Below are 19,817 nucleotides of genomic sequence, written 5' to 3'. Positions count from 1 at the left end.
TCAGGCCACCCCTGCCAGGTCGAGAGCGTCGGTCACGGTCCGCAACGCGGCGACGGTCGCGTCGGCGTCGCGGCCCTGCGTGGCGATGTTCACGGTGGTCACGCCCGCCTCGGCGAGCGCGGCGAGCCGTTCGGCGATGCGTTCCTTCGGGCCGAGCAGCGACGTGGCGTCCAGGAACTCCACCGGCACCGTGGCCTGCGCCGCCCGGTACTGCTTGGCCAGGTACAGCTCCTGGACCTCGGCGGCGGCCTCCTCGAAGCCCATCCGGCAGGCCAGCCGGTTGTAGAAGTTCTGCTCGCGGCTGCCCATGCCGCCCAGGTACAGCGCCGCGTAGCCGCGGACGGCGTCGGCGCAGGCGGTCCAGTCGTCACCGACCACCAGCGGCACGACCGGGGCGACGTCGAAACCGGCCAGATCGCGGCCTGCCTTCGCGGCACCGGCCCGGACGTGGTCGAGCAGCGCCCCGCTGTGCTCGGCGGAGAAGAACACCGGCAGCCAGCCGTCGGCGATCTCGCCGGTCAGCTCCAGGTTGCGGGGCCCGATGGCGGCCAGGTAGAGCGGGATCCGCTCGCGCACCGGATGCACGGTGAGCGCCAGGGACTTACCTGGTCCGTCCGGGAGCGGCAGCTGGAAGTGATCGCCCTGGTAGGCGAGCTTCTTGCGGCTGAGCGCCATGCGGACCACGTCGACGTACTCCCGGGTGCGGCCCAGCGGGTCGCCGAAACGCACGCCGTGCCAGCCCTCGGACACCTGCGGCCCGGACAGGCCCAGGCCCAGCCGGAACCGCCCGCCGGACAGCGAGTCCAGCGTCGCGGCGGTCATCGCGGTGGCGGCCGGTGTGCGTGCCGGGATCTGCAGGACGGCGCTGCCGACGTCGATCCGCGAGGTGTGCGCGGCCAGCCAGGCCAGCACGGTCGGGGCGTCCGATCCGTACGCCTCGGCAGCCCACACCACCGAGAAGCCCAGCGAGTCGGCTTCCCTGGCCAACGCCAGATGGGCCGGATCGTTTCCGGCTCCCCAGTATCCGAGGTTCAGTCCCAAGCGCACGGGCGCCGACCCTAACGGGGGGCATGATCGAGACAACACACGCCTTCGTCAAGCACGCTGCGTAGCTGACGTTAAGCTGCGCGGATGGAGAACCGGCGGCTCGGGAGGTCCGGCCTGAGGGTGTCGCGAATGGCGCTGGGCACCATGACCTGGGGCCGGGACACCGACGCGGACGAGGCGGCCAGCCAGCTGGTGGCGTTCGTCGACGCGGGCGGGACGCTCGTCGACACCGCCGACGTCCACGCCGACGGGGAGGGCGAGCGGATTCTCGGCTCCCTGCTCGGCGACCTCGTCCCCCGCGACGATGTGGTGCTGGCCACCAAGGCCGTCGCCAAGCGCACCGGCGGGCCGTTCGGCGGTGGTGCTTCCCGCGGGGCGCTGCTGTCGGCGCTGGACGGTTCGCTGCGCAGGCTCGGGGTCGACCACATCGACCTGTGGCAGCTGCACGCCTGGGACCCCGAGGTCCCGCTCGACGAGACGCTCGGCGCCGTCGACGCCGCCGTCGCCAGCGGCAAGGTGCGCTACGCCGGGGTGTCGAACTACGCGGGCTGGCAGCTGGCCACCGCGGCGGCCACCAGCCCGGTGCGGCTCGTCTCCGCCCAGATGGAGTACTCGCTGCTGGAGCGCGGCATCGAGCGTGAGGTCACCGCGGCCGCCGCGCACCACGGCGTCGGCCTGCTGGCCTGGGCGCCGCTCGGCCGCGGCGTGCTGACCGGCAAGTACCGGTCGGGTACCCCGGCGGACTCGCGCGGGGCGTCGGAGACCTACGCCGGTTACGTCGAACTGCACCGCACCGAACGGGCGGCCCGGATCGTCCAGGCCGTGATGACCGCGGCCGAGGGGCTCGGCACGTCGCCGCTGGCGGTGGCGCTGGCCTGGGTGCGTGACCGGCCCGGTGTGGTGGCGCCGGTGGTCGGCGCCCGCGACACCGGGCAGCTCACCGGGTCGCTGGCCGCCGAGGAGATCTCCCTGCCGCCCGCCATCCGCTCGGCGCTGGACGACGTGAGCGCGATCGAGACGGGCTATCCGGAACGGTGGCCGAGGTGACCTTTGGATGACGGGAACGTGACGCGCGGGGGATCGTGGGGGATGCTGGAAGCACGTCGTAGTCGTCGAGGCCGTCCGGGAGGCCCCACTGTGCGTCGGTTCGCCGCCACCGCGCTCGCCTGCGCCATGGTCGCGGCCGGCTGTTCGGGCGGGGACGGGCAGGTCGAGGACAGTCTGCAGGTGGTCGCCAATCCGGAAGCCGCCCGGCCGGCGCCCTCACCCGAGCGCGTCGCGTCCCCGGCCGGCACCGTTGTGCCGGCCGGTTCCGTGACCGCACTCGCCAGCACCGCCGGGACACTGGCCGTCGCGCTGTCGGCGCCGCCCTCGGTGCTCCTCTACGACCTCGCCGACCTGACCAAACCCGCGCGCCCGGTGCCGCTGCCCGGCCCGGCCGAGCAGCTCACCGCCGACGGCGACGGCCTGCTCGCCCCGGTGCCCTCGGCGGGGCAGGTGCTGCGGATCGCCGTTCCGACCGCCCAGGTCACCGCCACGCCGGTCGCCGGGCAGCCCGTGTCGGCCGCCCGCGGCGGCGACCGGACCCTCGTCGCGGTGCGCGACCGCAAGGCCGTCGACGTGGTCGAGGGCGGCGCGGTGCGGGGCAGCGTCACCGGCCAGCTCTACAGCGCCGACCAGGTGCTGACCTCCGGCCCCAACACCGTGGTCCTGGACCGGCTGCGCACGGCCGTGTTCGAGGTCGACGTGCCCGGTGGCGCGGTGAAGGAGGGCCTGCGGGCGGGCGACGGCGCGAGCAACGCCGTCACCGACCGCTTCGGCCGGGTGCTGGTCACCGACACCCGCGCGGGTGCGCTGCTGGCGTTCTCCGCCGCACCCCTGCTGCTGCGGCAGCGGTTCCCGGTGCCGGGCGGGGTGTACGGCCTGGCCTACGACCCGCGCCGCGACCTGGCGTGGGTGACGCTGACCGCCCGCAACGAGGTCGTCGGATTCGACGTGGCGGGCGGCGAGCCCGTGGAGAGGTTCCGTTTCCCGACCGTGCGACAGCCGAACTCGGTGACCGTGGACGACCGCTCGCGGGTCGTCGTGGGGTCGGCCACCGGAGAAGGGATTCAGGTGATCCAGCCGTGACGACCGACGAGGCGGTGATCGAAGGGGATTGGGAGTACCGCAGGTTGCAGCTGCCGCCCGGTGTGTCCCGGATCTCCGCGGCCATCCAGCTCTCCATCCAGGCCGAGTTCTCCGGCTGGGAGCTGTCCAACGTGCGGTTGTACTCCGACGGAACCCGCCGGGTGTGGCTACGCCGGCGCCGTACCCTCGCCTCCGTCGGCCTGCCCGGCCCGATCGTCTGAGGCGTGTCCGCCGGCATCGACCCGCGATTCCGGGACGACATCGAGCGGCTGCTCGCCGACGGCGACCTGCTCGACCTCGACCCGCTGCTGTCCTACGACGGCTACTTCGACGAACTGCCCCTGTTCGCCACCTACGCCCAGATCGCCTTCCTGGACGGCCTGCCCCCGGCCGAGCGGGACCGGGTCCTCGTGCGGGCGGCGGTGGCGCACCTGGAGCGGATCCTCGCGCACGCCGCCGGGCACCCCGACTTCTTCTGCGCGGTGACCGTCACCGGCTGGGACGAGCCGCTGCTCGTACCCCGGTTCTGGCGGGCGAATCCCAGCAGGGGTGTGTTCGAGTACCTCCGCCTGTCCCCGCCCGCCGGGGCCGCCGCCGTGGTCGCCGGCCTGCTCGGCCACGACCCGGACTACGTGCTGCACGAGGACTTCCTGGACGGGCCGGGCGGCCGCCGTCTGGCGCGGGTCTTCGTCACGCACGTCGACCACCCGGTCCCGTCGGCATAGTCGGCTGCCTGCCGGGTGGACTGGAAGGCAGAAGTCACGATGTGCGCCACCACGAACGAGACAACATCGGGCCAAGGTCACGGCTACGAAGGGCACTTTGGTTGCGCAACGCGCAACCAAAGTGCCCTTGGTGGCACCGCCGGGAGCCCGACCGTCCGGACTCTGCCGGGTCTTCACGGCGTCTGATGCCCGTGAAGGCCGCCTTTTGCCTCACGTCAGGGTCCCGGCAACGTCGGCGCTGGTGTCCGGCAGGCGGGCCGGAGGGCGGAAATCACGACGTGGATCCGGTTCTCGTGTCGTGAGGCGGCGGGTGACTGGCGATGCGGTTGTGACGCCTGGGACGGCTGGGGCGTGTGGGGTCGGGTGAAGGCCGAGTTTCTGTCGTCTCATGTGATGAAGGTGGCCTTCACGAGCTTTGCGGCGCCTGGTGTCACGGCCCGGCAGTCTCAGTGGTCACAGCAGGCTCGGCAGCCTCACCGGTCGCCACGAACGAGACAACCCCGCGACCAGCGAACTCCCCCAATGTGGCATTGGGGGAGTTCAAGCACCCCAATGCCACATTGGGGTACTGGCGACAAGCCACCCACACCGACTTCGCCGGGGCCCTCAATGAAGGTGGCCTTCACGAGCTTCAGTCAGCTGACCGGGCGGCGGCGCAGCATCAGGACGTTGTCCTCCCGCACCACCGGCTCGCCGTCCGGGCCCTTCGCGGTCCGCTCGTAGTCGTAGGACTGCGTCACCTCCCACTCCCCCTCGGGCAGGCCGAGGCTGTCCAGCACCTCCTCGGGGGTGGGCAGGTACTCCGGCGACTCCTCCTCCGACCACGGGGCCAGCCCGCCGTGCCCGACCACCATCAGCGAGCCACCCGGCGCGACAGCCGCGGCGGCCTCGCGCAGGATCCGTTCCCGCGGCATCTCCTGCTTGGCGTGCAGGAACATGGCGGTGACCAGGTCGAACGTCCCGTCCGGGAGACCGTCGGCGAGGTCGCGGTGCTGCCAGTCGATCCGGTCGGCGACGCCCTCCCGCTCGGCGGCGGCCTTCGCCCGGGCCAGTGCGACGCCGGAGATGTCGGTCGCGGTGACCGTCCAGCCGCGCCGGGCCAGCCAGATGGTGTCGGCGCCCTCGCCGCAGCCCAGTTCGAGTGCCCGTCCGGGTGCCAGGTCGGTGGCGTGCCGGACCAGGGCGATGTTCGGGTTCCCGCTCCAGATCTGCTCCCGCTCGCCGTAGAGCGCGTCCCACTCCTGCTCGGAGCCGGGCGTCACGTGCCGGTGGCCGTGGTGCCTGCGGTGCTCGGCGGCGTGCCGTTCCGTCTCCGCGGTGAAGCCACGGCGGGCGGCGACCGCGTCGCGGGTGTCCTCCTCGACAAGGTCGGCGTTGACCACGCCACCGACGTTGACGCCGGCGGCCGCGGAGCTGATCACCTGTGCCTTGAAGCTGGTGACGTTGCCTGCCGCCCAGACGCCCGGCTCGCTGGTGGCTCCGGCATCGTCGACCTTGACCACCTGGCCGATCAGCTGCTCCCCGAAGTACACATCGGACAGATGCAGGCCGAGGCTCTCCACGATCGGCGACCGGACGGTCACCGGCGCACCGACCACGGCGGCCTCACACGCGACGACCGTGCCGTCCGCGAGGCGGATGCCGGTCAGCGCGTCGCCGGTGATCTCCAGCCCGCTGACGGCGCCGTCCACCACCGTGATGTCGCGGGCGTCGAGCTGCTCGCGCTCCCCCGCGGTCGGCGTGAACGACTCGTTGGTCAGCAACGTCAGGCGGTCCGTCCACTGCCGCCACAGCAGCGCCTGATGCATCGCGGTCGGCCCGACGGCCACGACGGCGATCGCGTAGTCGCGGACCTCCCAGCCGTGGCAGAACGGGCAGTGCAGCACGTCCCGCCCCCAGCGTTGCGCGAGCCCGGGAATGTCCGGCAGCTCGTCCACCACGCCGGTGGCCAGCACCAGCCTGCGGGCGTCGACGGCCGACCCGTCGGCCAGCGTCACGGTGAAGTGTCCTTCGTGGACACGGCGGGCCGACACGACGGTGCCCTCGACGACCTCGGCACCGTACTGGGCGATCTCGGCCCGGCCGAGCTGGAGCAGCTCCAGCGGCGGGACGCCTTCCCGGCCGAGGTAGTTGTGTGCGTGGGCGGCGGGGGCGTTGCGCGGCCGGCCCGCGTCGATGACGAGCACCGACCGGCGGGCGCGGCCGAGGGTGAGGGCGGCGCTCAGGCCCGCCGCTCCCCCGCCGACGACCACGACGTCGTAGCGTTTCGTGAAAGTCATGTACCCGAGAGTGCCTCGCGCTCGCGAAGTTGGCACGGATTGTTGCCGTTTCGGCAACAACCCCGCCGGGAGCTGGTAACACTGGCCGGGTGAGTACGGACGAGGTCGCCGCGTTCCGCGGCAGGACGGGCCTGGACCGGCTCGTCGACGTGCACACGCACTTCATGCCGGAGCGGGTGCTGGCGAAGGTGTGGGCCTACTTCGACGCGGCCGGGCCGCTGGTCGGCAGGCCGTGGCCGATCGCCTACCGCGAGGACGAGCAGCGGCGGCTGGAGCAGCTGCGCGCATTCAGCGTGCGGGCGTTCACCTCCATGGTGTACCCGCACAAGCCGGGGATGGCGCGCTGGCTCAACGACTGGTCGGCCGGCTTCGCCGCCCGTACCCCGGACTGCCTGCACACGGCGACCTTCTTCGCCGAACCCGGGGCGGCGGCCGACGTGCGGCACGCCCTCGGCCAGGGCGCCCGGGTGTTCAAGTGCCACCTGCAGGTGGGCGGCTTCGACCCGAACGATCCGCTGCTCGACGACGTGTGGGACATGCTGACCGAGAGCGCGACGCCGGTGGTGACACACTGCGGGTCCGGCCCGGTGCCGGGTGCGCACACCGGACCGGGCCCGGTCGCGGCGCTGCTGGCCCGGTATCCGAAGCTGCCGCTGGTCGTCGCGCACCTGGGCATGCCGGAGTACACCGAGTTCCTCGACCTCGCCGGATGGTACGAGCGGGTGCGGCTGGACACGACGATGGCCTTCACCTCGTTCATCGAACGCGAGGCGCCGTTTCCGCCAGCCGAGCTGTCCCGGCTGGCCGACCTGGGCGACCGCGTCCTGCTCGGAACCGACTTCCCGAACATCCCCTACAGCTACGCCGACGCGCTGCTCGCGCTCGAACGCACCGGCCTCGGCACGGACTGGCTGCGTGCCGTCTGCCACGACAACGCCGCCCGGCTGTTCGGGCTGTGACCGCTACTCCCCCGCCGCCCAGCGGTCGGCCCGTTCCTCCAGTTCGGCCACCGACGGGTCGGCCAGCCGGTGCGCCATCGACCAGTGGTGGCCGAACGGGTCCTCGACCATCGCGTACCGGTCGCCCCAGAACGCGTCCTGCGGTTCCATGAGCGCCTTCGCCCCCGCCTCGACGGCCGCCGCGAACACCGCGTCGACGTCGGCGACGTACAGGTGCAGCACCACGGGCGTGCCGCCGAGCGCACGCGGGCCCACCGATCCACGCTCGGGGAACTCGTCGTGCACCAGCACCCGGCCGCCGCCGACCAGCAGCTCGCAGTGCATCACCCGGCCGTCCGGGTCGTGGTTGCGCAGCAGCTCGTCCGCGCCGAACGCGGCGGTGTAGAACCGTACGGCCGCGTCCGTGTCGGACACGGTCAGCTGGGGCGTGACGCCGGCGAACTCATCCAACATCGCTCGTGTCCTCCTCCGCGGCACGCAGCACCGCCCGTGCCGTTTCGCTCGCGAGCAGCGTAGCCAGCCGCCGGGCCTCGGCGCGGACCGCGCGGGTTCCCGCGCCGGTGATGCGGTACCGGCGGCGGCGCTCCGCCCGCCGGTCGGCTCGCGCCGCGTCCAGATCGGGGCCGATCTCCTCGACGAGGCCGTCGGCGCGCATGCGCTGCAGGCTGCGGTAGAGCGTGCCCGGCCCGAGCACCAGCTCTCCACCGGTCAGCCGTTTGACGTCCGCGATCAGCTGGTACCCGTGCTGGTCCCCCTCGGACAGTGCCAGCAGCAGCGCGAACATCGCCGGTGTCAGCGCGACGGGGGGCGGGCTCATGGTGACATGATTCCCGATCTCCCAAACGTATCCACCATGGATATAAGATGCCATACTTCCGGGCATGACCGCAGAGGTGTCACCGCGGAAGCTGCGAGCCTGGTGGGCGCACCGCCAGGGCCTGGACGGATCACTGGCCGGCGCGTCGCCCGACGAGGTGCTGGTGCGCACCGGCTGGGCGCGCTCGGTCGGCGGATCGGCTCCGTACCTGGGCTTCCACGCACGCGCGGGGCTCGACCGGCAGACCGTCGACGACGCGGTGGCCAGGCTGGCCGTCCACGAGCTGCCCGCCGCCCGCGGGTGCACCTACGTCGTGCCGCACCAGGACTTCGCGCTCGCCCTCGCGGTGGGCGCCGGCGCCCCGGAGGGCGAGCTCGCCGCGGCGGTCAGGCACCTCGGCGTCACCAGGGCCGAGATCGACCGGCTCTGCGAGCGCGTCGTCGAGGCACTCGACTCCGCGGACGGGCCCCTCGACCCCGCGGGGCTGAAGAAGGTCCTCGGCGACGCGGTACGCAACCTGGGAGCGGAAGACAAGAAGCGGGGGCAGACGACCACGCTGCCCCTGGCGCTCGGCCTGCTCCAGGCGCGGGGCCGCATCCGGCGGGTCCCGGTGAACGGCAGGCTGGACCAGCAGCGGTTCGGCTACGCCGGCTGGTCCCCCGCCCCGGGCGGCGGGCCCGCGGACGCGGCCACCGAGCTGGCCCGCAGGTACTTCACCTGGGCGGGACCCGCCTCGCTCAAGCACTTCCGCTGGTTCTCCGGCCTCACGGCCGCCGCGGCCAGGACGGCGGTCGAACCGCTCGGCCTGCGGCCGCTCGAGGGAACCGACCTGCTGCTCGATCCCGGCCAGTCCGCGGACTTCGACGCGTTCCGGGTACCCACTGAGCCCCAGTACGCCCTGGTCGGCAGCATCGACGGCATCCACCTGCTGCACCGCGACCTCGCCCGGCTCCTCGACGAGGCCGACGCGCGACGGCCGTCGCCGGGCGGCAGGCCGGGACGCACCCTCGGCGACGAGACCGACCCGCCGTGCCCGCTCATCGTCGACCGCGGACGTGTCGTGGGGCTGTGGGAATTCGACCCCGAGGCCGGCGAGATCGTCCACCGGTCGTTCACCGGCACCGGCAGCGCGCTGCGGCACGCCGTCGCGGCGACCGCCGAGTTCGCCCGCGAACTCGGCGACGTCAAGATGGTGAGCCTGGATTCGCCGAGGAGCCGCGCGCCGCGGATCGCCGCTCTCCGCTGAGCACGCCGGTACCATCGCCGGATGGCCTCCGACCTGCAGCGCCTGGTCGACCACCTCGGCAACCGCCTCGGGCGATCGGTCGCGATCGACGACCCGCACATCCGGCTGCTCGCCTACAACGCCCACACCACGGACGTCGACGAGGTCCGGGTCGGCTCGATCATGCGCCGGAGCGTGCCCGCCGAACTGACCGGGCACCTGCACGACCTCGGCGTGCACAAGGCCGAGGACATCTTCACCGTGCCCGCGCGCCCGGACATCGGGCTCACGGTCGAGCGGACCGGCATGCCCGTGCGGTACGAGCAGATCCTGCTGGGCTACCTCTGGCTGGTGGGCTCCGACGGCCCGGTGACCGCCGAGCACGCCGACGCCCTGCGGGAGGCCGCGGGCCACGCCGCCCTGATCATGCACCGGGAGCACCTCGCCGACGAGCTGGCCAGGGGGCGGGAGCGGGAACTGCTCAGGGACCTGCTCGCCGACGACCCGGCACTGCACGCCGACGCCGCCGAGGAACTCCTCGACCAGGAGCTGGCGGTCGCGGGCGCGGTGACCGCGCTGGTGGCCACCGTGTCCCAGCCCGCGGGCGAGCCGCTCGGCGAACAGGACCGGCTCGCGCTGGGCGCGGCGGTCGACCATGGCAGGCGCAGGCTGCCGCCGCGCACCGCGCTGACCCTGCTGCGGCCCGGCCACGCCCTGCTGGTCGCGATCTCGCCGCCGCACGGGGGAACCGGTACCACGGCCGACGAGCTGGCCGCGGCCGTGCACGAGCGGCTCGTGACCGAGAGCGGCAGGGACAACGGCGAGTGCTGGATCGGCATCGGCAGCACCCAGCGCAACCTCCGCGACCTGCGGCGCGGTTACCACGAGGCGTGGCGTGCCGCCGACGTCGCCCGGATCACCGGCGCGCTCGGGCCGGTCGCGCACTACTCCGGCCTCGGTGTGTACGCGCTGCTGAGCCAGCTGTCGCCGCAGCAGCTCGCCGACGCCCTGCACCCGGGGGTCCGCTCGCTGCTGGACAACGGCAACGGGCACGACGAGCTGGTCGCCACCCTCGCCGCCTACCTGGACAACGCGGGTGACGCGAAGCGCACGGTCACCGCGCTGCACGTCCACCGCGCCACCCTGTACTACCGCCTGCGCCGCATCGAGGAACTGTCCGGTTTGGACCTTTCCCGCGGTGACGACCGCCTCGCCGCGCACCTGAGCCTGAAGCTCGCCCGCCTGCTGGAGTGACCTCCGCGGGCGATGGTCAGGCCGGTTCCAGGTGGGTCCGGAGGAAGCCGGCGACCTTACGCCAGAAGTACGCGTCGTGGTCGCTGCCGAAGCCGTGTGGCTGGCCGGGCAGCACGACGAACTCGTGCAGCTTGCCCGCCCGGATCAACGCCTCGCTCATCTTCATGCTGTCGGACCAGGTGGCGTGGTCGGACGAGCCGCAGACCAGCAGGAACTCCGCCGCCATCCGGGCCGCGAGCGGATAGTTCTCGGCCGCCCGGTACGCGTCGCCGTCGGTCTGCGGGAAGCCGAGGTAGCACTCGTACAGCACCGAGGAGTAGGGGTCGAAGCCGGGCGCCGACGACACCGCGGCGGTGTAGACGTCGGGACGTTCCGCGGCCAGCCGGAAGGCCGAGTAGCCGCCCCAGCTGTGCCCGATCACCGCCACCTTGGCGTCGGTGAGGAAGTCGTGACGCTGCTTCAGCTGCTCGACGGCGGCGGCGTGGTCGGGGACGAGGCCGGCGGTCCAGTCGTGGAAAACTGTGTCGTGGAACGCCTTCGACCGTTCCGGCGTGCCGCGGGCGTCGAGCACGAAGGTGACGTAGCCCAGCTGCGCCAGCGCGTGCGGGCGGCTGCCGAAGGCACCGAGGACGTCGCTGAACGAGTGCGGTGCCACGGCGATCTGCGGCCCGCCGTACACGTATTCGACGAGCGGGTACCGCCTGGTCTCGTCGAAGTCGGCGGGGAAGAACATCGTGCCCCACAGTTCGGTCACCCCGTCGGCCGCGGTGACCGTGAACTGCCGTGGCGGCGTCCAGTCCAGCCGGGAGGTGTCGGCGGCCGACAGCTCGCACAGCAGCGTTCCGTCCACGCGCCGCAGCACGCTGCGCGGGCCTTCGGCGGGTGTGGACCAGGTGTCCACGAGTACGTCGCCGCCGGGTGCCAGCAACATCGAGTGGACACCCGGTTCGCCTGCCAGGCACTCGACCTCGCCCCCGGCCAGGGGGACCCGGGCCAGTTGCAGGTCGTAGGGCCGGTCCTGGTCCAGGTGTGCGGTGAGGTAGGCGTACTCGTCGCCGACGTGGTGCACGTAGTCGACCGGCCACTCCCCCCGCGTCAGCTGCCGCACCAGATTGCCGTCGAGGTCGTACCGGTACAGGTGTTTCCAGCCGTCCCGCTCCGACAGCCACAGCAGGCCCGTACCGTCCGGGGTCAGGAACAGCCCGATCTTGCGGCCGAACTACACGTCGTGGTGAATCCGCAGGAAGGTGTCGCTCTCTTCGGTGAACACCGTCCGCGTCGCGCCGGTCGCCGCGTCGGCGAGCAGGACTTCGACGCGGCCGCAGTCGCGGCTCAGCACGAACACCACCAGCTGTGACCCGTCCGGCAGCCAGGCGGCGTGCACCGGGTAGGTGTCGGTGGTGTCGCCCAGGTCCAGCCGCACGGGCGCCCGGCCGTGCAGGTCGAGCACGTACAGCGTGGTGCGTTCCAGCGTCCCGCCCGCCTGGGCGTGATAGCGATGGACGGTCTCGTCCCGGCGCTTGAGGTAGTGCACCTGCGGAAACCGGTGCACGCCTCGGTTGTCGACCCGGTAGGCGGCGAGCCGGGAGCCGTCGGGCGACCAGTTGCACACCGGGAACGCCATGCCCAGCGCCTGCAGAGCCGGGTTGACCAGGTCGAAGCGGTACTCGTGCTCGGGCGTGCCGTCGGTGGTCAGCGGTACCGCCCGGCCGTCGCACGCCGACCGGACTACGATGTCGCCGTCGACCGTGGAGACGAACAGCTCGCCGTCGGGCGAGGCCAGTTCGCGGTCCGCCTGCGGGTCCACGAGGGGCAGGGTGCGCAGGAACTCCTTCGGCGTCCGGCGAACCGACTCGGCCAGTCCGTAGTGGACGTCCACTCTGGACTCTGGGGGCTGCTTGGTGACCTCGCCGCTGTCCAGGTCGACCGTCAGCCGGTCGGTGCCGACCGTGACGCTGAGCTGCCGGGCCCCGGCGAAGGTGACGTGGTCGAACGGCAGCCCCTGCCCGGCAGGCGTCAGCCCGGTCGCCTCCCGGATCGCCGCCCGCACCCCCGGTATGTCGCCGAGCAGCGGGGACTTCTCCCCGGAGGCGAGGTCGACCAGCCAGCCCCTGCGGTCGTCCGGCGGTCCGTCGAGGAACGCGAGCGAGCTGCCGTCCGGGGACCAGGCCGGCACGATGGTGCCGCCGGTGACCAGGTCGCCCAGACCGTCGGCGAACAGGTCGAATCCTCGGTGACCGGTGTCCATCTGAACTCCCTACTGTGCGATCTCGTCGACGCGCTGCCGTACCCGGTCCAGCGGGGCGGCGCCGGGGCCGATCATCGCCTCGTGGACGTCGCGTACGTCGGCCTCCCGCGCGGACTCCCGCATCCGCTGGAACGCGAGGTATCCGGCCCGGTAGGCCAGTGCCTGGGCGGGCAGGTCGGTGGAGTAGCGGACGACCTCGGTGGCGATCTGGCCGTCGTCCTCCAGGGTGTTGGCGCGCATGAACTCGCGCGCACGGTCGAGGTCCCACCAGCCGAGGTTCAGCGCGGTGTCGACGACCAGCCGCTGGGCGGTGAACCGTTCGTGGGACAGCCGCCCGTAGGCGTCCCAGTCGTCGGCGTACGCGCCGAGTTCCCAGCCGAGTCCGGACGCGTACTCACCCCAGCCCTCGTTGAACGCGCCCAGACCGAGTGCGTACCGCTGCAACGGGTGCAGTGCGGCGTTCTCGTTCTGCCGGGCCAGGTGGAAGTGGTGGCCGGGGATCAGCTCGTGCAGGATCAGCGCGGCCGCGGTCAGCTGCGACCGCGTGCCCAGCCCGGAGCCGTTGAACCGGTACAGGCCGGGCTCGGACGACGTCGGGGGCTGGTAGTAGCCGAAGGTCATGCCGGCTTCGACGGACGGGTCGGCGCGCCGCACGTCGTGGCCCGCCCGGGGAAGGACCCGGAACAGCGACCCGATCCGCGGTTCGATCCGGGCGATGTGCCGCCGGTAGGTCGCGGCAACCGCGTCCGGGCTGTCGGCGTACAGGTGCGGCTGTGCCCGGATCCAGTCCCGCGCCTCCTCCTCGCCGGCGGGCCCGCCGAGCCGGGACCGGATCTCGGCCATCCGCTCCGACAGCGACGCGCACTCCTCCAGCCCCAGCCGGTGCAGTTCCTCCGGCTCCACGTCCAGGGTCGTCTCCTGCCGCACCAGGGCGCGGTAGACCTGCTCGCCGCCGGGCAGGTTGGCCAGGCCGACCTTGTCGCCCGCCTCGGCGGCGGACGCGTCGATCTCACCGAGGACCTCCTCGCACGCGTACCGGAGGTCGTCGTCGCGCAGCAGCTCGGGCAGCTGGGTACGCAGTCCGGTCCAGGTCGCCCGCGCGCCGGCCACCGCCGGCCGGGGCAGAACGATGCCCCTGGCCCGCTGCTGCGCGACCAGTGCCGCGATCGACCTGATCAGCTCGGCGAACTCCCTGGTCAGACGCTCGCGGTCAGGTTGGGGTGCGATCACCTGCTGCGCCGTGGTGACCAGCCCCATCGCCTGGTAGGGCGCGGCCGGGTGAACGTGCCACAGCTGCTCGGCCCACGCCGCGTCACGCAGCAGCAGCGACTCGAGGACGGCCGCGAGGTCCTCCTCCCCCGGCGCGACGACGGTGGCCCGCAGCCTGCCGAGCAGCCCGCTCGCCTCCGCGGACCGGACCACGGCGAAGGATTCGCCCGCCGGTTCGATCGAGCCCGGTGCCTCGCCGGCCAGCACCGCGTAGTAGGGGTCGTGCTGCCTGAGCGAGGTCCAGTACTCGTCGGCCAGTGCCGTGACCGTGGTCATCCCATCACCGTCCCGGTGGAGTTCTCGTTGGTCGTGCGCCTGCGGGAGAACGTGCCGAGGTTCACCGTGTGGCCCGTGTGCGGGCAGTGGAAGCGGACCGGGTCGGCGTCATGGTCGTGTCCTTTCTCGACGGCCTGGATCAGGGTGCTCATCAGCTGCCCCGCGACGGGCGCGTTCTTGAACTGGTTCCCGCTCGTTCCCATCGCGACGTAGAAGCCGTCCAGGTCGGTCCGGTCGTAGACCGGCGTCCAGTCCGCCGCGACGTCGTACACCCCGGCGATGCCCTTCGGCGTGGCCGGGACGCCGAGTCCGGGAAAGCGGCGGGCGGCGCGGGTGACCTGGGCTTCGAAGAGTTCCTTGGTGCGGTTGAGGTTCACCGTGTCCGGGTCGTCCACCCACTGCAGCGGGTCGCACTCCGGTTCGGTGCCGCCGATCAGGACGGCGCCGCCGGGGGTCGGCCGGACGTAGACGCCGAGGTCGAGATCCCCGACCACCGGGCCGCGGGTGTAGCCGGGCGGTGCCGGGACCTGGTGCACCTCCTGGCGCATCGGGCGGACGGCGACCGTGAAGTCCGCGCCGACACCGGCCAGCGCGTTGAGCCCGGCCGACCACGGCCCGGCGACGTTGACCACGACCGGTGCGGCGATCCGGGTGCCCCCGGCCAGCACCACGCCGGCGGCCCGGCCGCCGGTCCGCGGTACCTCGACGACCCGCTCCCGGAACAGGAACCGCACACCGTGCCTGGCGGCCGCGTCGGCGAGGTTGCGGGCGGCCAGCATCGGGTCGTCCACGTACCCGGCGTCCGGCATGTAGACGGCGCCGAGTTCCTCGGTGTGGTCCTGCCAGAACGCCGGGTCGTCGAGTCGTTTCGGCGGCCAGTGCCTGCCCGGCTCCAGCCCGGGCACCCGGTCCCGCAACGTCGCGGCGTCCCACACCTCGAAGGGCACGCCCACGGCGTCGAACAGCGCGCCGGTGCGGTCCACGGTCATCGCCGGGACGTCGAGCATGGCGGCGCCCACGCGATGCAGCGCCGCGAGTCCGGGGCCGGGCTCGGTTCCGAGGTGAGCGGCCCAGCCGGCCCAGCAGTGCAGCGACTCCCACGCGGTGGCGACGCCGTCGAACGTCGAGTAGTTGAACCGCACGATCGCACTCGACGCGCTGGTCGAGCCCTGCCCCGCGCCGGCCGCCTTGTCCACGACCACGACGTCACGGCCGGCTCGCGCCAGCTCCAGCGCGACCGAGCAGCCGATCACGCCAGCACCCACCACGACCACATCGGCGGTCACCATCAGGTCCTCCCCAGTTGTGTTCCGGTACGCATGTCCGTGTGCCTGGTCTCCGGGATGCGCCACAGCACCGGCAGGCCGAGCAGCGCGACCACGGTGGCGTAGAACGCCGGTGCCAGCAGCGAACCCGTTCCGTCGACCAGGAGCTGACCCACCAGCGGCGCGGTGCCGCCGAAGACCGCGTAGGAGAAGTTGTAGGGCAGTGCCATGCCGCTGAACCGGACGTCGGCGGGCAGCATCTCCATCACCGCCATCGCCCCCGCGCCGAGCATCGAGACCACCAGCAGCAGCACGAACAGCCCGGCGATCACCGCGACCAGGGAGCCGGTACCGATGAGCAGGTAGACCGGCACGGTCGCGACCACCGCGGTCACCGCGCCGGTACGCAGGATCGGGCGCCTGCCGAACCGGTCGGCCTGCAACCCCAGCACCGGCCCGGCCACCGCCGCGAACAACGTCAGTCCGGTGATGATCGTCAGAGTGGTTGACGAGGAAATCCCCGCCGCCTTCCCCAGATACGTGGGCATGTAGCCGAGGAACGAATGCGTGACCAGGCCGAGCACGGCGAAGAACGCGCAGAGCACCAGCAGCGTCCGCCAGTGCCCGCGCACCAGCGGGCCGAGCCTGCCCGCCCGGTCGTCGGCGCGGGTGGCCTGGACCTCGCGGAACACCGGTGTCTCGTCGACGCCGAGCCGCAGGAACAGCGCCACCAGCGACAGCAGCCCGCCGACGAGGAACGGCCACCGCCAGCCGCCCGCGGCGAACTCCGGGCCGGCGACGGCCTGGAAGATCACCACGGTGAGGGTGGCCGCGGCGCTGCCCAGCATGGTGGAGCTGCCGACCAGGCCCAGCCAGAACGCGCGCCGCCCGGCCGGGGCGTGCTCGGCACCGAAGGTGATCGCGCCGGTGTACTCGCCGCCCGCGGAGAAACCCTGCAGCAGACGGCACACCAGCAGCAGGACCGGCGCCGCCGTTCCCAGCGTCTCCCATCCCGGCAGCAGGCCCATCACCGTGGTGGCCGCGCCCATCAGCAGCACCGAGGCGCTCAGCGCGGTCCGCCTGCCCCGGCGATCGCCGAGCCTGCCGAAGTAGAAGGCGCCGAGCGGGCGGGCGACGAAGGCGACCCCGTAGATGGCGAACGTGCTCAGCAACGCGGCCTGCGCGTTACCGGCCGGGAAGAAGGTGGCGGCGATGACCGCCGCCGAGAATCCGTACAGGGTGAAGTCGAACCATTCGACGAAGTTGCCCATCGAGCTGGCCAGCACAACACGTACCGGCGAGCTCCGCCGCGTTCCTGTATGCACCATGGCGCAGCCTCCTCGCCGAGAAGTATCGGCACCACGACCGGCAGGCACATTCGACCGATGTCGAGACCTTTCCGTACCGAGCCCGACGGTTGTCGATGGCCCCGGCAGGCCACGCGACCTACGCTCGGAAACCACCGGGAAGGAGCCGACGCGTGGCTGACTACTGGATCGCGGGAGCGCGGATCGCCGACGGCACGGGCGCGGATCCGGTCGACGGGCAGGCAATCCATGTCGTAGGCGACCGGATCGCCGCGGTGGGCCGCGCGCCGGCCGGCGCGCACACGCTCGACGCCGAGGGTCTGACGATCACGCCGGGCCTGATCGACGCGCACGTCCACTTCGGACTGTCCAGCGACATCAACCCGAGCCTGCGGCGGGAACTGTCGGTCGCCGAACTGGCCGCGGACATGTTCAACAACTGCGGGCAGACTCTGGACGCCGGGTTCACCACCGTCCGGGACACCGGCGGGATCGACGCCGGGCTGGCGCGTGTGGTGGCCGCGGGCAAGGTCCGCGGGCCGCGGATCCTGCAGTGCGGGCCGGTCCAGTGCCAGACCGGCGGCCACGGGCACTTCGCCGCCGAGTGGGAGCCGACCGCGGACTGGTGTGACCACAGCATCCCCGGCCTGCGGTCGATGTCGCTGCTGTCCGACGGTCCCGAGCAGATGCGCCACAACGTCCGTGAGACGTTCCGCCGCGGCGCCGGCTTCCTCAAGCTGTGCGTGACCGGCGGTGTGGTGTCGACCCACGACAAGATCAGCGACACCCAGTTCACCGTCGAGGAGATCGCCGTGGCCGTGGCCGAGGCGAACGCCCGCGGCACCTACGTCACCGTGCACGCGCACAACAACGCCGGCATCCGCAACGCGGTCCGCGCCGGGGCCCGGTGCGTCGAACACGGCTCGGAGATCGACGAGGAGACGGCCGCGCTGATGGCCGCGAACGACGTCGCCCTGGTCCCGACGCTGGCGGTCGTCCAGGCGCTGCTCGAGAACGCGACGGGGCTTCCGGCGGAGATCGCCGGCCGGACCGCCTCCGTCGCGCAGGGCCAGGTCGACGGGCTGCTGGCCGCCCGCGCCGCCGGAGTCCGAGTCGGCTCCGGCTCCGACCTGATCGGCTTCGACCAGCGTCACCGCGGCCGCGAGCTGACGCTGCGGGCCAAGGTCGAGGACCCGATGCTCGCGCTGCACTCCGCCACCCGGATCAACGCCGAGATCCTCGGCATCGCCGGCGACGTCGGAACCATCGAGGCAGGCAAGATCGCCGACCTCACCGGGTGGAGCGGCGACCCGCTGCGCGACCCCGGTGTGTTCGGCGCCCCCGGCTCGGCCGCCCTGGTGATCCAGGGCGGGCGCGTCGTCAAGGACGTCCGGCAGTAGGGAGAACCTCCGTGGACACAGCACGTCGTGACCGGCTCACCGGCGAGGCACGCTTCGGCCGCAAGCACGCCGCCCGCGGCCGGGACGGCATGGCCGTCAGCAGTCACCCGCTGGTCACCCAGGCCGCGGTCGACGTCCTGCGGGCAGGCGGCAACGCCGCCGACGCCGCCCTCGGCGCGTCGGTCGTGCAGGCCGTCGTCGAGCCGCACATGACCACCATCTGCGGTGTGCTGTCGATGCTCCACCACGACGCGGCGACCGGCGAGACGACCTACCTCAACGGCTCGATGAACCGGCCGAGGGAGCTGACCTCGTTCCAGCCCGCGGACCTGCCGACCGGCAGGAGCGTCGCGGTTCCGGGGTTCTGGGCGGCGTTCGAGGCCGGGCTGGACCGGCACGGGTCGAAGCCGAAGAGCGAACTGGTCGCGCCCGCGATCGAGCTCGCCCGCGACGGGTTCGAGGTGCACCCGTTCCTCTACGGGATGGCGTTCGAGCAGATCGGCACGCTCGGCCGGTACCCCGAGGGCAGGGAGATGTTCTTCCCGGACGGCAGGCTGATCGAGGTCGGCGAGGTCCTGCGCCAGCCGGCGCTGGCCGAGACGCTGGAGAACCTGGTCGCCGAGGGCGCGGACTACTTCTACCGGGGCAAGTTCGCGCGGCGGATGGTCGACGTGGTGCGGCGCGCGGGCGGGGTGCTGACGCTGGCCGACCTCGACGAGTACGACGTTCGCTGGGAGGAGCCGGCCCGCGGCACCTACCGTGGCTACGACGTCGTCGGCTCACCGCCGCCGGACACCGGTGGCACCCACGTCATCGAGATCCTCAACCTGCTCGAACTGATCCCGCTCGCCGACTGGGGCCCGCCCACCGCCAGCGCGGACACGCTCTACTGGATGCTGCGGTTCTGCGGGGAGGTCTTCGCCGACGGCGCCAGGCTGCCCGATCCGCGGTTCCACGACGTGCCACTGGAGCTGCTGGTGAGCAAGGACTACGCCCGGCAGCGGTTCGAGCTGATGACGATGAGCGCACCGCGGCAGCCGGACAGGGCGCCGTACCCGGGCTCCAACCACCTGACCGTCGTCGACGGCGCGGGCAACATCGCGACCGTGCTGCACTCGGTGATGAGCATGCCGTGGACCAGCGGGCTGTTCGTCGACGGCGTGCAGCTGTGGGCCGGTGCCGCGCACTTCCTGCGGATCCTGCCGCCCGCGGGCGGACGCGGGACCTGCTACGTCGCCCCCACGATCATCTTCTCCGGCGGCAGGCCGGTGCTGGCCGCGGGCTCGCCGTCGACCGGCCTGATCCAGAACATCGTGCAGAACACCGTCAACATCCTGGACTTCGGCCTGGACATCGAGGAGTCGGTCCACCGGCCCCGCTTCGGCGGCTCGTCGATCGCGTCCATGATCAATCCCGCCACGCCGCCCGCGTACTCCATCGAGGCCGACATCGACGAGTCCCTGCGCGACGAGGTGGCCTCCCGCGGCGTACTGCTGGACGTCTGCAACCCGTGGAACTTCCACTCGGGCAGCTACGAGGGCGTGCACCTCGCCGGTGACGGCACGATGTCGGCCTGCGCCGACCCGCGCCGCACCGGCAAGGCCATCGCGGTCTGA

The 19,817-nt window shown here is 72.5% G+C and carries 17 protein-coding genes and 1 pseudogene; 9 read left to right on the top strand and 9 right to left on the bottom strand.

Features of this window, described 5'->3' with window-relative positions; all coding sequences use genetic code 11:
- Positions 1 to 1,047: an LLM class F420-dependent oxidoreductase gene (locus tag EWH70_RS02615; RefSeq protein WP_130473547.1), complete on the bottom strand. Its 1,047-nt coding sequence runs from the start codon at positions 1,045 to 1,047 to the stop codon at positions 1 to 3.
- An 84-nt stretch (positions 1,048 to 1,131) separates the two neighbouring features.
- Here EWH70_RS02615 and EWH70_RS02610 point away from each other — a divergent pair, with 84 nt between their 5' ends.
- From EWH70_RS02610 to EWH70_RS02595, 4 genes are all read left to right on the top strand, one after another.
- A complete protein-coding gene (locus EWH70_RS02610; RefSeq protein ID WP_165436122.1) occupies positions 1,132 to 2,094 on the top strand; it encodes an aldo/keto reductase in 963 nt (320 codons plus the stop codon).
- Positions 2,095 to 2,184: 90 nt separating this feature from the next.
- Complete coding sequence (locus EWH70_RS02605; protein WP_165436121.1) at positions 2,185 to 3,177, top strand: YncE family protein; 993 nt, start codon at positions 2,185 to 2,187, stop codon at positions 3,175 to 3,177.
- Positions 3,174 to 3,398 carry a DUF5703 family protein gene (locus EWH70_RS02600; protein ID WP_130473545.1) on the top strand — a complete coding sequence of 75 codons (225 nt, stop codon included), beginning with the start codon at positions 3,174 to 3,176 and terminating at the stop codon, positions 3,396 to 3,398. The genes EWH70_RS02605 and EWH70_RS02600 overlap by 4 nt, the downstream gene beginning before the upstream one ends.
- A 3-nt stretch (positions 3,399 to 3,401) precedes the next feature.
- Positions 3,402 to 3,902, top strand: coding sequence for an Imm15 family immunity protein (locus tag EWH70_RS02595; protein WP_130473544.1), 501 nt, complete (start codon positions 3,402 to 3,404; stop codon positions 3,900 to 3,902).
- A gap of 635 nt (positions 3,903 to 4,537) precedes the next feature.
- On the opposite strand, the gene EWH70_RS02590 is transcribed toward EWH70_RS02595, so the two are convergent.
- A complete protein-coding gene (locus tag EWH70_RS02590; RefSeq protein WP_130473543.1) occupies positions 4,538 to 6,181 on the bottom strand; it encodes an FAD-dependent oxidoreductase in 1,644 nt (547 codons plus the stop codon).
- Positions 6,182 to 6,270: 89 nt separating this feature from the next.
- Between EWH70_RS02590 and EWH70_RS02585 the strand changes: the two genes are divergently transcribed.
- Entirely contained in the window at positions 6,271 to 7,140 is an 870-nt protein-coding gene (locus tag EWH70_RS02585; RefSeq protein WP_240686752.1) for an amidohydrolase family protein, read from the top strand.
- A 3-nt stretch (positions 7,141 to 7,143) separates the two neighbouring features.
- On the opposite strand, the gene EWH70_RS02580 is transcribed toward EWH70_RS02585, so the two are convergent.
- Both EWH70_RS02580 and EWH70_RS02575 read right to left on the bottom strand, forming a co-directional pair.
- Complete coding sequence (locus EWH70_RS02580; RefSeq protein WP_130473542.1) at positions 7,144 to 7,593, bottom strand: VOC family protein; 450 nt, start codon at positions 7,591 to 7,593, stop codon at positions 7,144 to 7,146.
- Positions 7,583 to 7,957: a PadR family transcriptional regulator gene (locus EWH70_RS02575; protein WP_130473541.1), complete on the bottom strand. Its 375-nt coding sequence runs from the start codon at positions 7,955 to 7,957 to the stop codon at positions 7,583 to 7,585. Before EWH70_RS02575 ends, EWH70_RS02580 begins: the two co-directional genes overlap by 11 nt.
- A gap of 64 nt (positions 7,958 to 8,021) precedes the next feature.
- Between EWH70_RS02575 and EWH70_RS02570 the strand changes: the two genes are divergently transcribed.
- Both EWH70_RS02570 and EWH70_RS02565 read left to right on the top strand, forming a co-directional pair.
- Complete coding sequence (locus EWH70_RS02570; RefSeq protein ID WP_130473540.1) at positions 8,022 to 9,203, top strand: DNA glycosylase AlkZ-like family protein; 1,182 nt, start codon at positions 8,022 to 8,024, stop codon at positions 9,201 to 9,203.
- Between the two features lie 21 nt (positions 9,204 to 9,224).
- Positions 9,225 to 10,436 carry a PucR family transcriptional regulator gene (locus EWH70_RS02565; RefSeq protein ID WP_130473539.1) on the top strand — a complete coding sequence of 404 codons (1,212 nt, stop codon included), beginning with the start codon at positions 9,225 to 9,227 and terminating at the stop codon, positions 10,434 to 10,436.
- Between the two features lie 16 nt (positions 10,437 to 10,452).
- On the opposite strand, the gene EWH70_RS36085 is transcribed toward EWH70_RS02565, so the two are convergent.
- The 5 genes and pseudogenes from EWH70_RS36085 to EWH70_RS02545 form a co-directional block, all read right to left on the bottom strand.
- Positions 10,453 to 11,169, bottom strand: coding sequence for an alpha/beta hydrolase family protein (locus EWH70_RS36085; protein WP_240686769.1), 717 nt, complete (start codon positions 11,167 to 11,169; stop codon positions 10,453 to 10,455).
- 156 nt (positions 11,170 to 11,325) lie between these two features.
- A pseudogene (locus EWH70_RS36080) lies at positions 11,326 to 12,684 on the bottom strand (DPP IV N-terminal domain-containing protein); the annotation flags it as partial.
- 9 nt (positions 12,685 to 12,693) lie between these two features.
- Positions 12,694 to 14,229, bottom strand: coding sequence for a DUF885 domain-containing protein (locus EWH70_RS02555; protein WP_130473538.1), 1,536 nt, complete (start codon positions 14,227 to 14,229; stop codon positions 12,694 to 12,696).
- Positions 14,226 to 15,518, bottom strand: coding sequence for an NAD(P)/FAD-dependent oxidoreductase (locus tag EWH70_RS02550; RefSeq protein ID WP_130473537.1), 1,293 nt, complete (start codon positions 15,516 to 15,518; stop codon positions 14,226 to 14,228). The genes EWH70_RS02555 and EWH70_RS02550 overlap by 4 nt, the downstream gene beginning before the upstream one ends.
- A complete protein-coding gene (locus EWH70_RS02545; RefSeq protein WP_130473536.1) occupies positions 15,518 to 16,822 on the bottom strand; it encodes an MFS transporter in 1,305 nt (434 codons plus the stop codon). The genes EWH70_RS02550 and EWH70_RS02545 overlap by 1 nt, the downstream gene beginning before the upstream one ends.
- Before the next feature lie 152 nt (positions 16,823 to 16,974).
- Between EWH70_RS02545 and EWH70_RS02540 the strand changes: the two genes are divergently transcribed.
- Together EWH70_RS02540 and EWH70_RS02535 are read left to right on the top strand one after the other, a co-directional pair.
- Positions 16,975 to 18,201 carry a metal-dependent hydrolase family protein gene (locus EWH70_RS02540; RefSeq protein WP_240686751.1) on the top strand — a complete coding sequence of 409 codons (1,227 nt, stop codon included), beginning with the start codon at positions 16,975 to 16,977 and terminating at the stop codon, positions 18,199 to 18,201.
- Positions 18,202 to 18,212: 11 nt separating this feature from the next.
- Entirely contained in the window at positions 18,213 to 19,817 is a 1,605-nt protein-coding gene (locus EWH70_RS02535; RefSeq protein ID WP_130473534.1) for a gamma-glutamyltransferase family protein, read from the top strand.

This window comes from Amycolatopsis suaedae (genome assembly GCF_004214935.1).
GTDB lineage: Bacteria > Actinomycetota > Actinomycetes > Mycobacteriales > Pseudonocardiaceae > Amycolatopsis > Amycolatopsis suaedae.
Note: the sequence above shows the minus strand (reverse complement) of the source record. Positions and strands in the feature narration are given on the sequence as shown.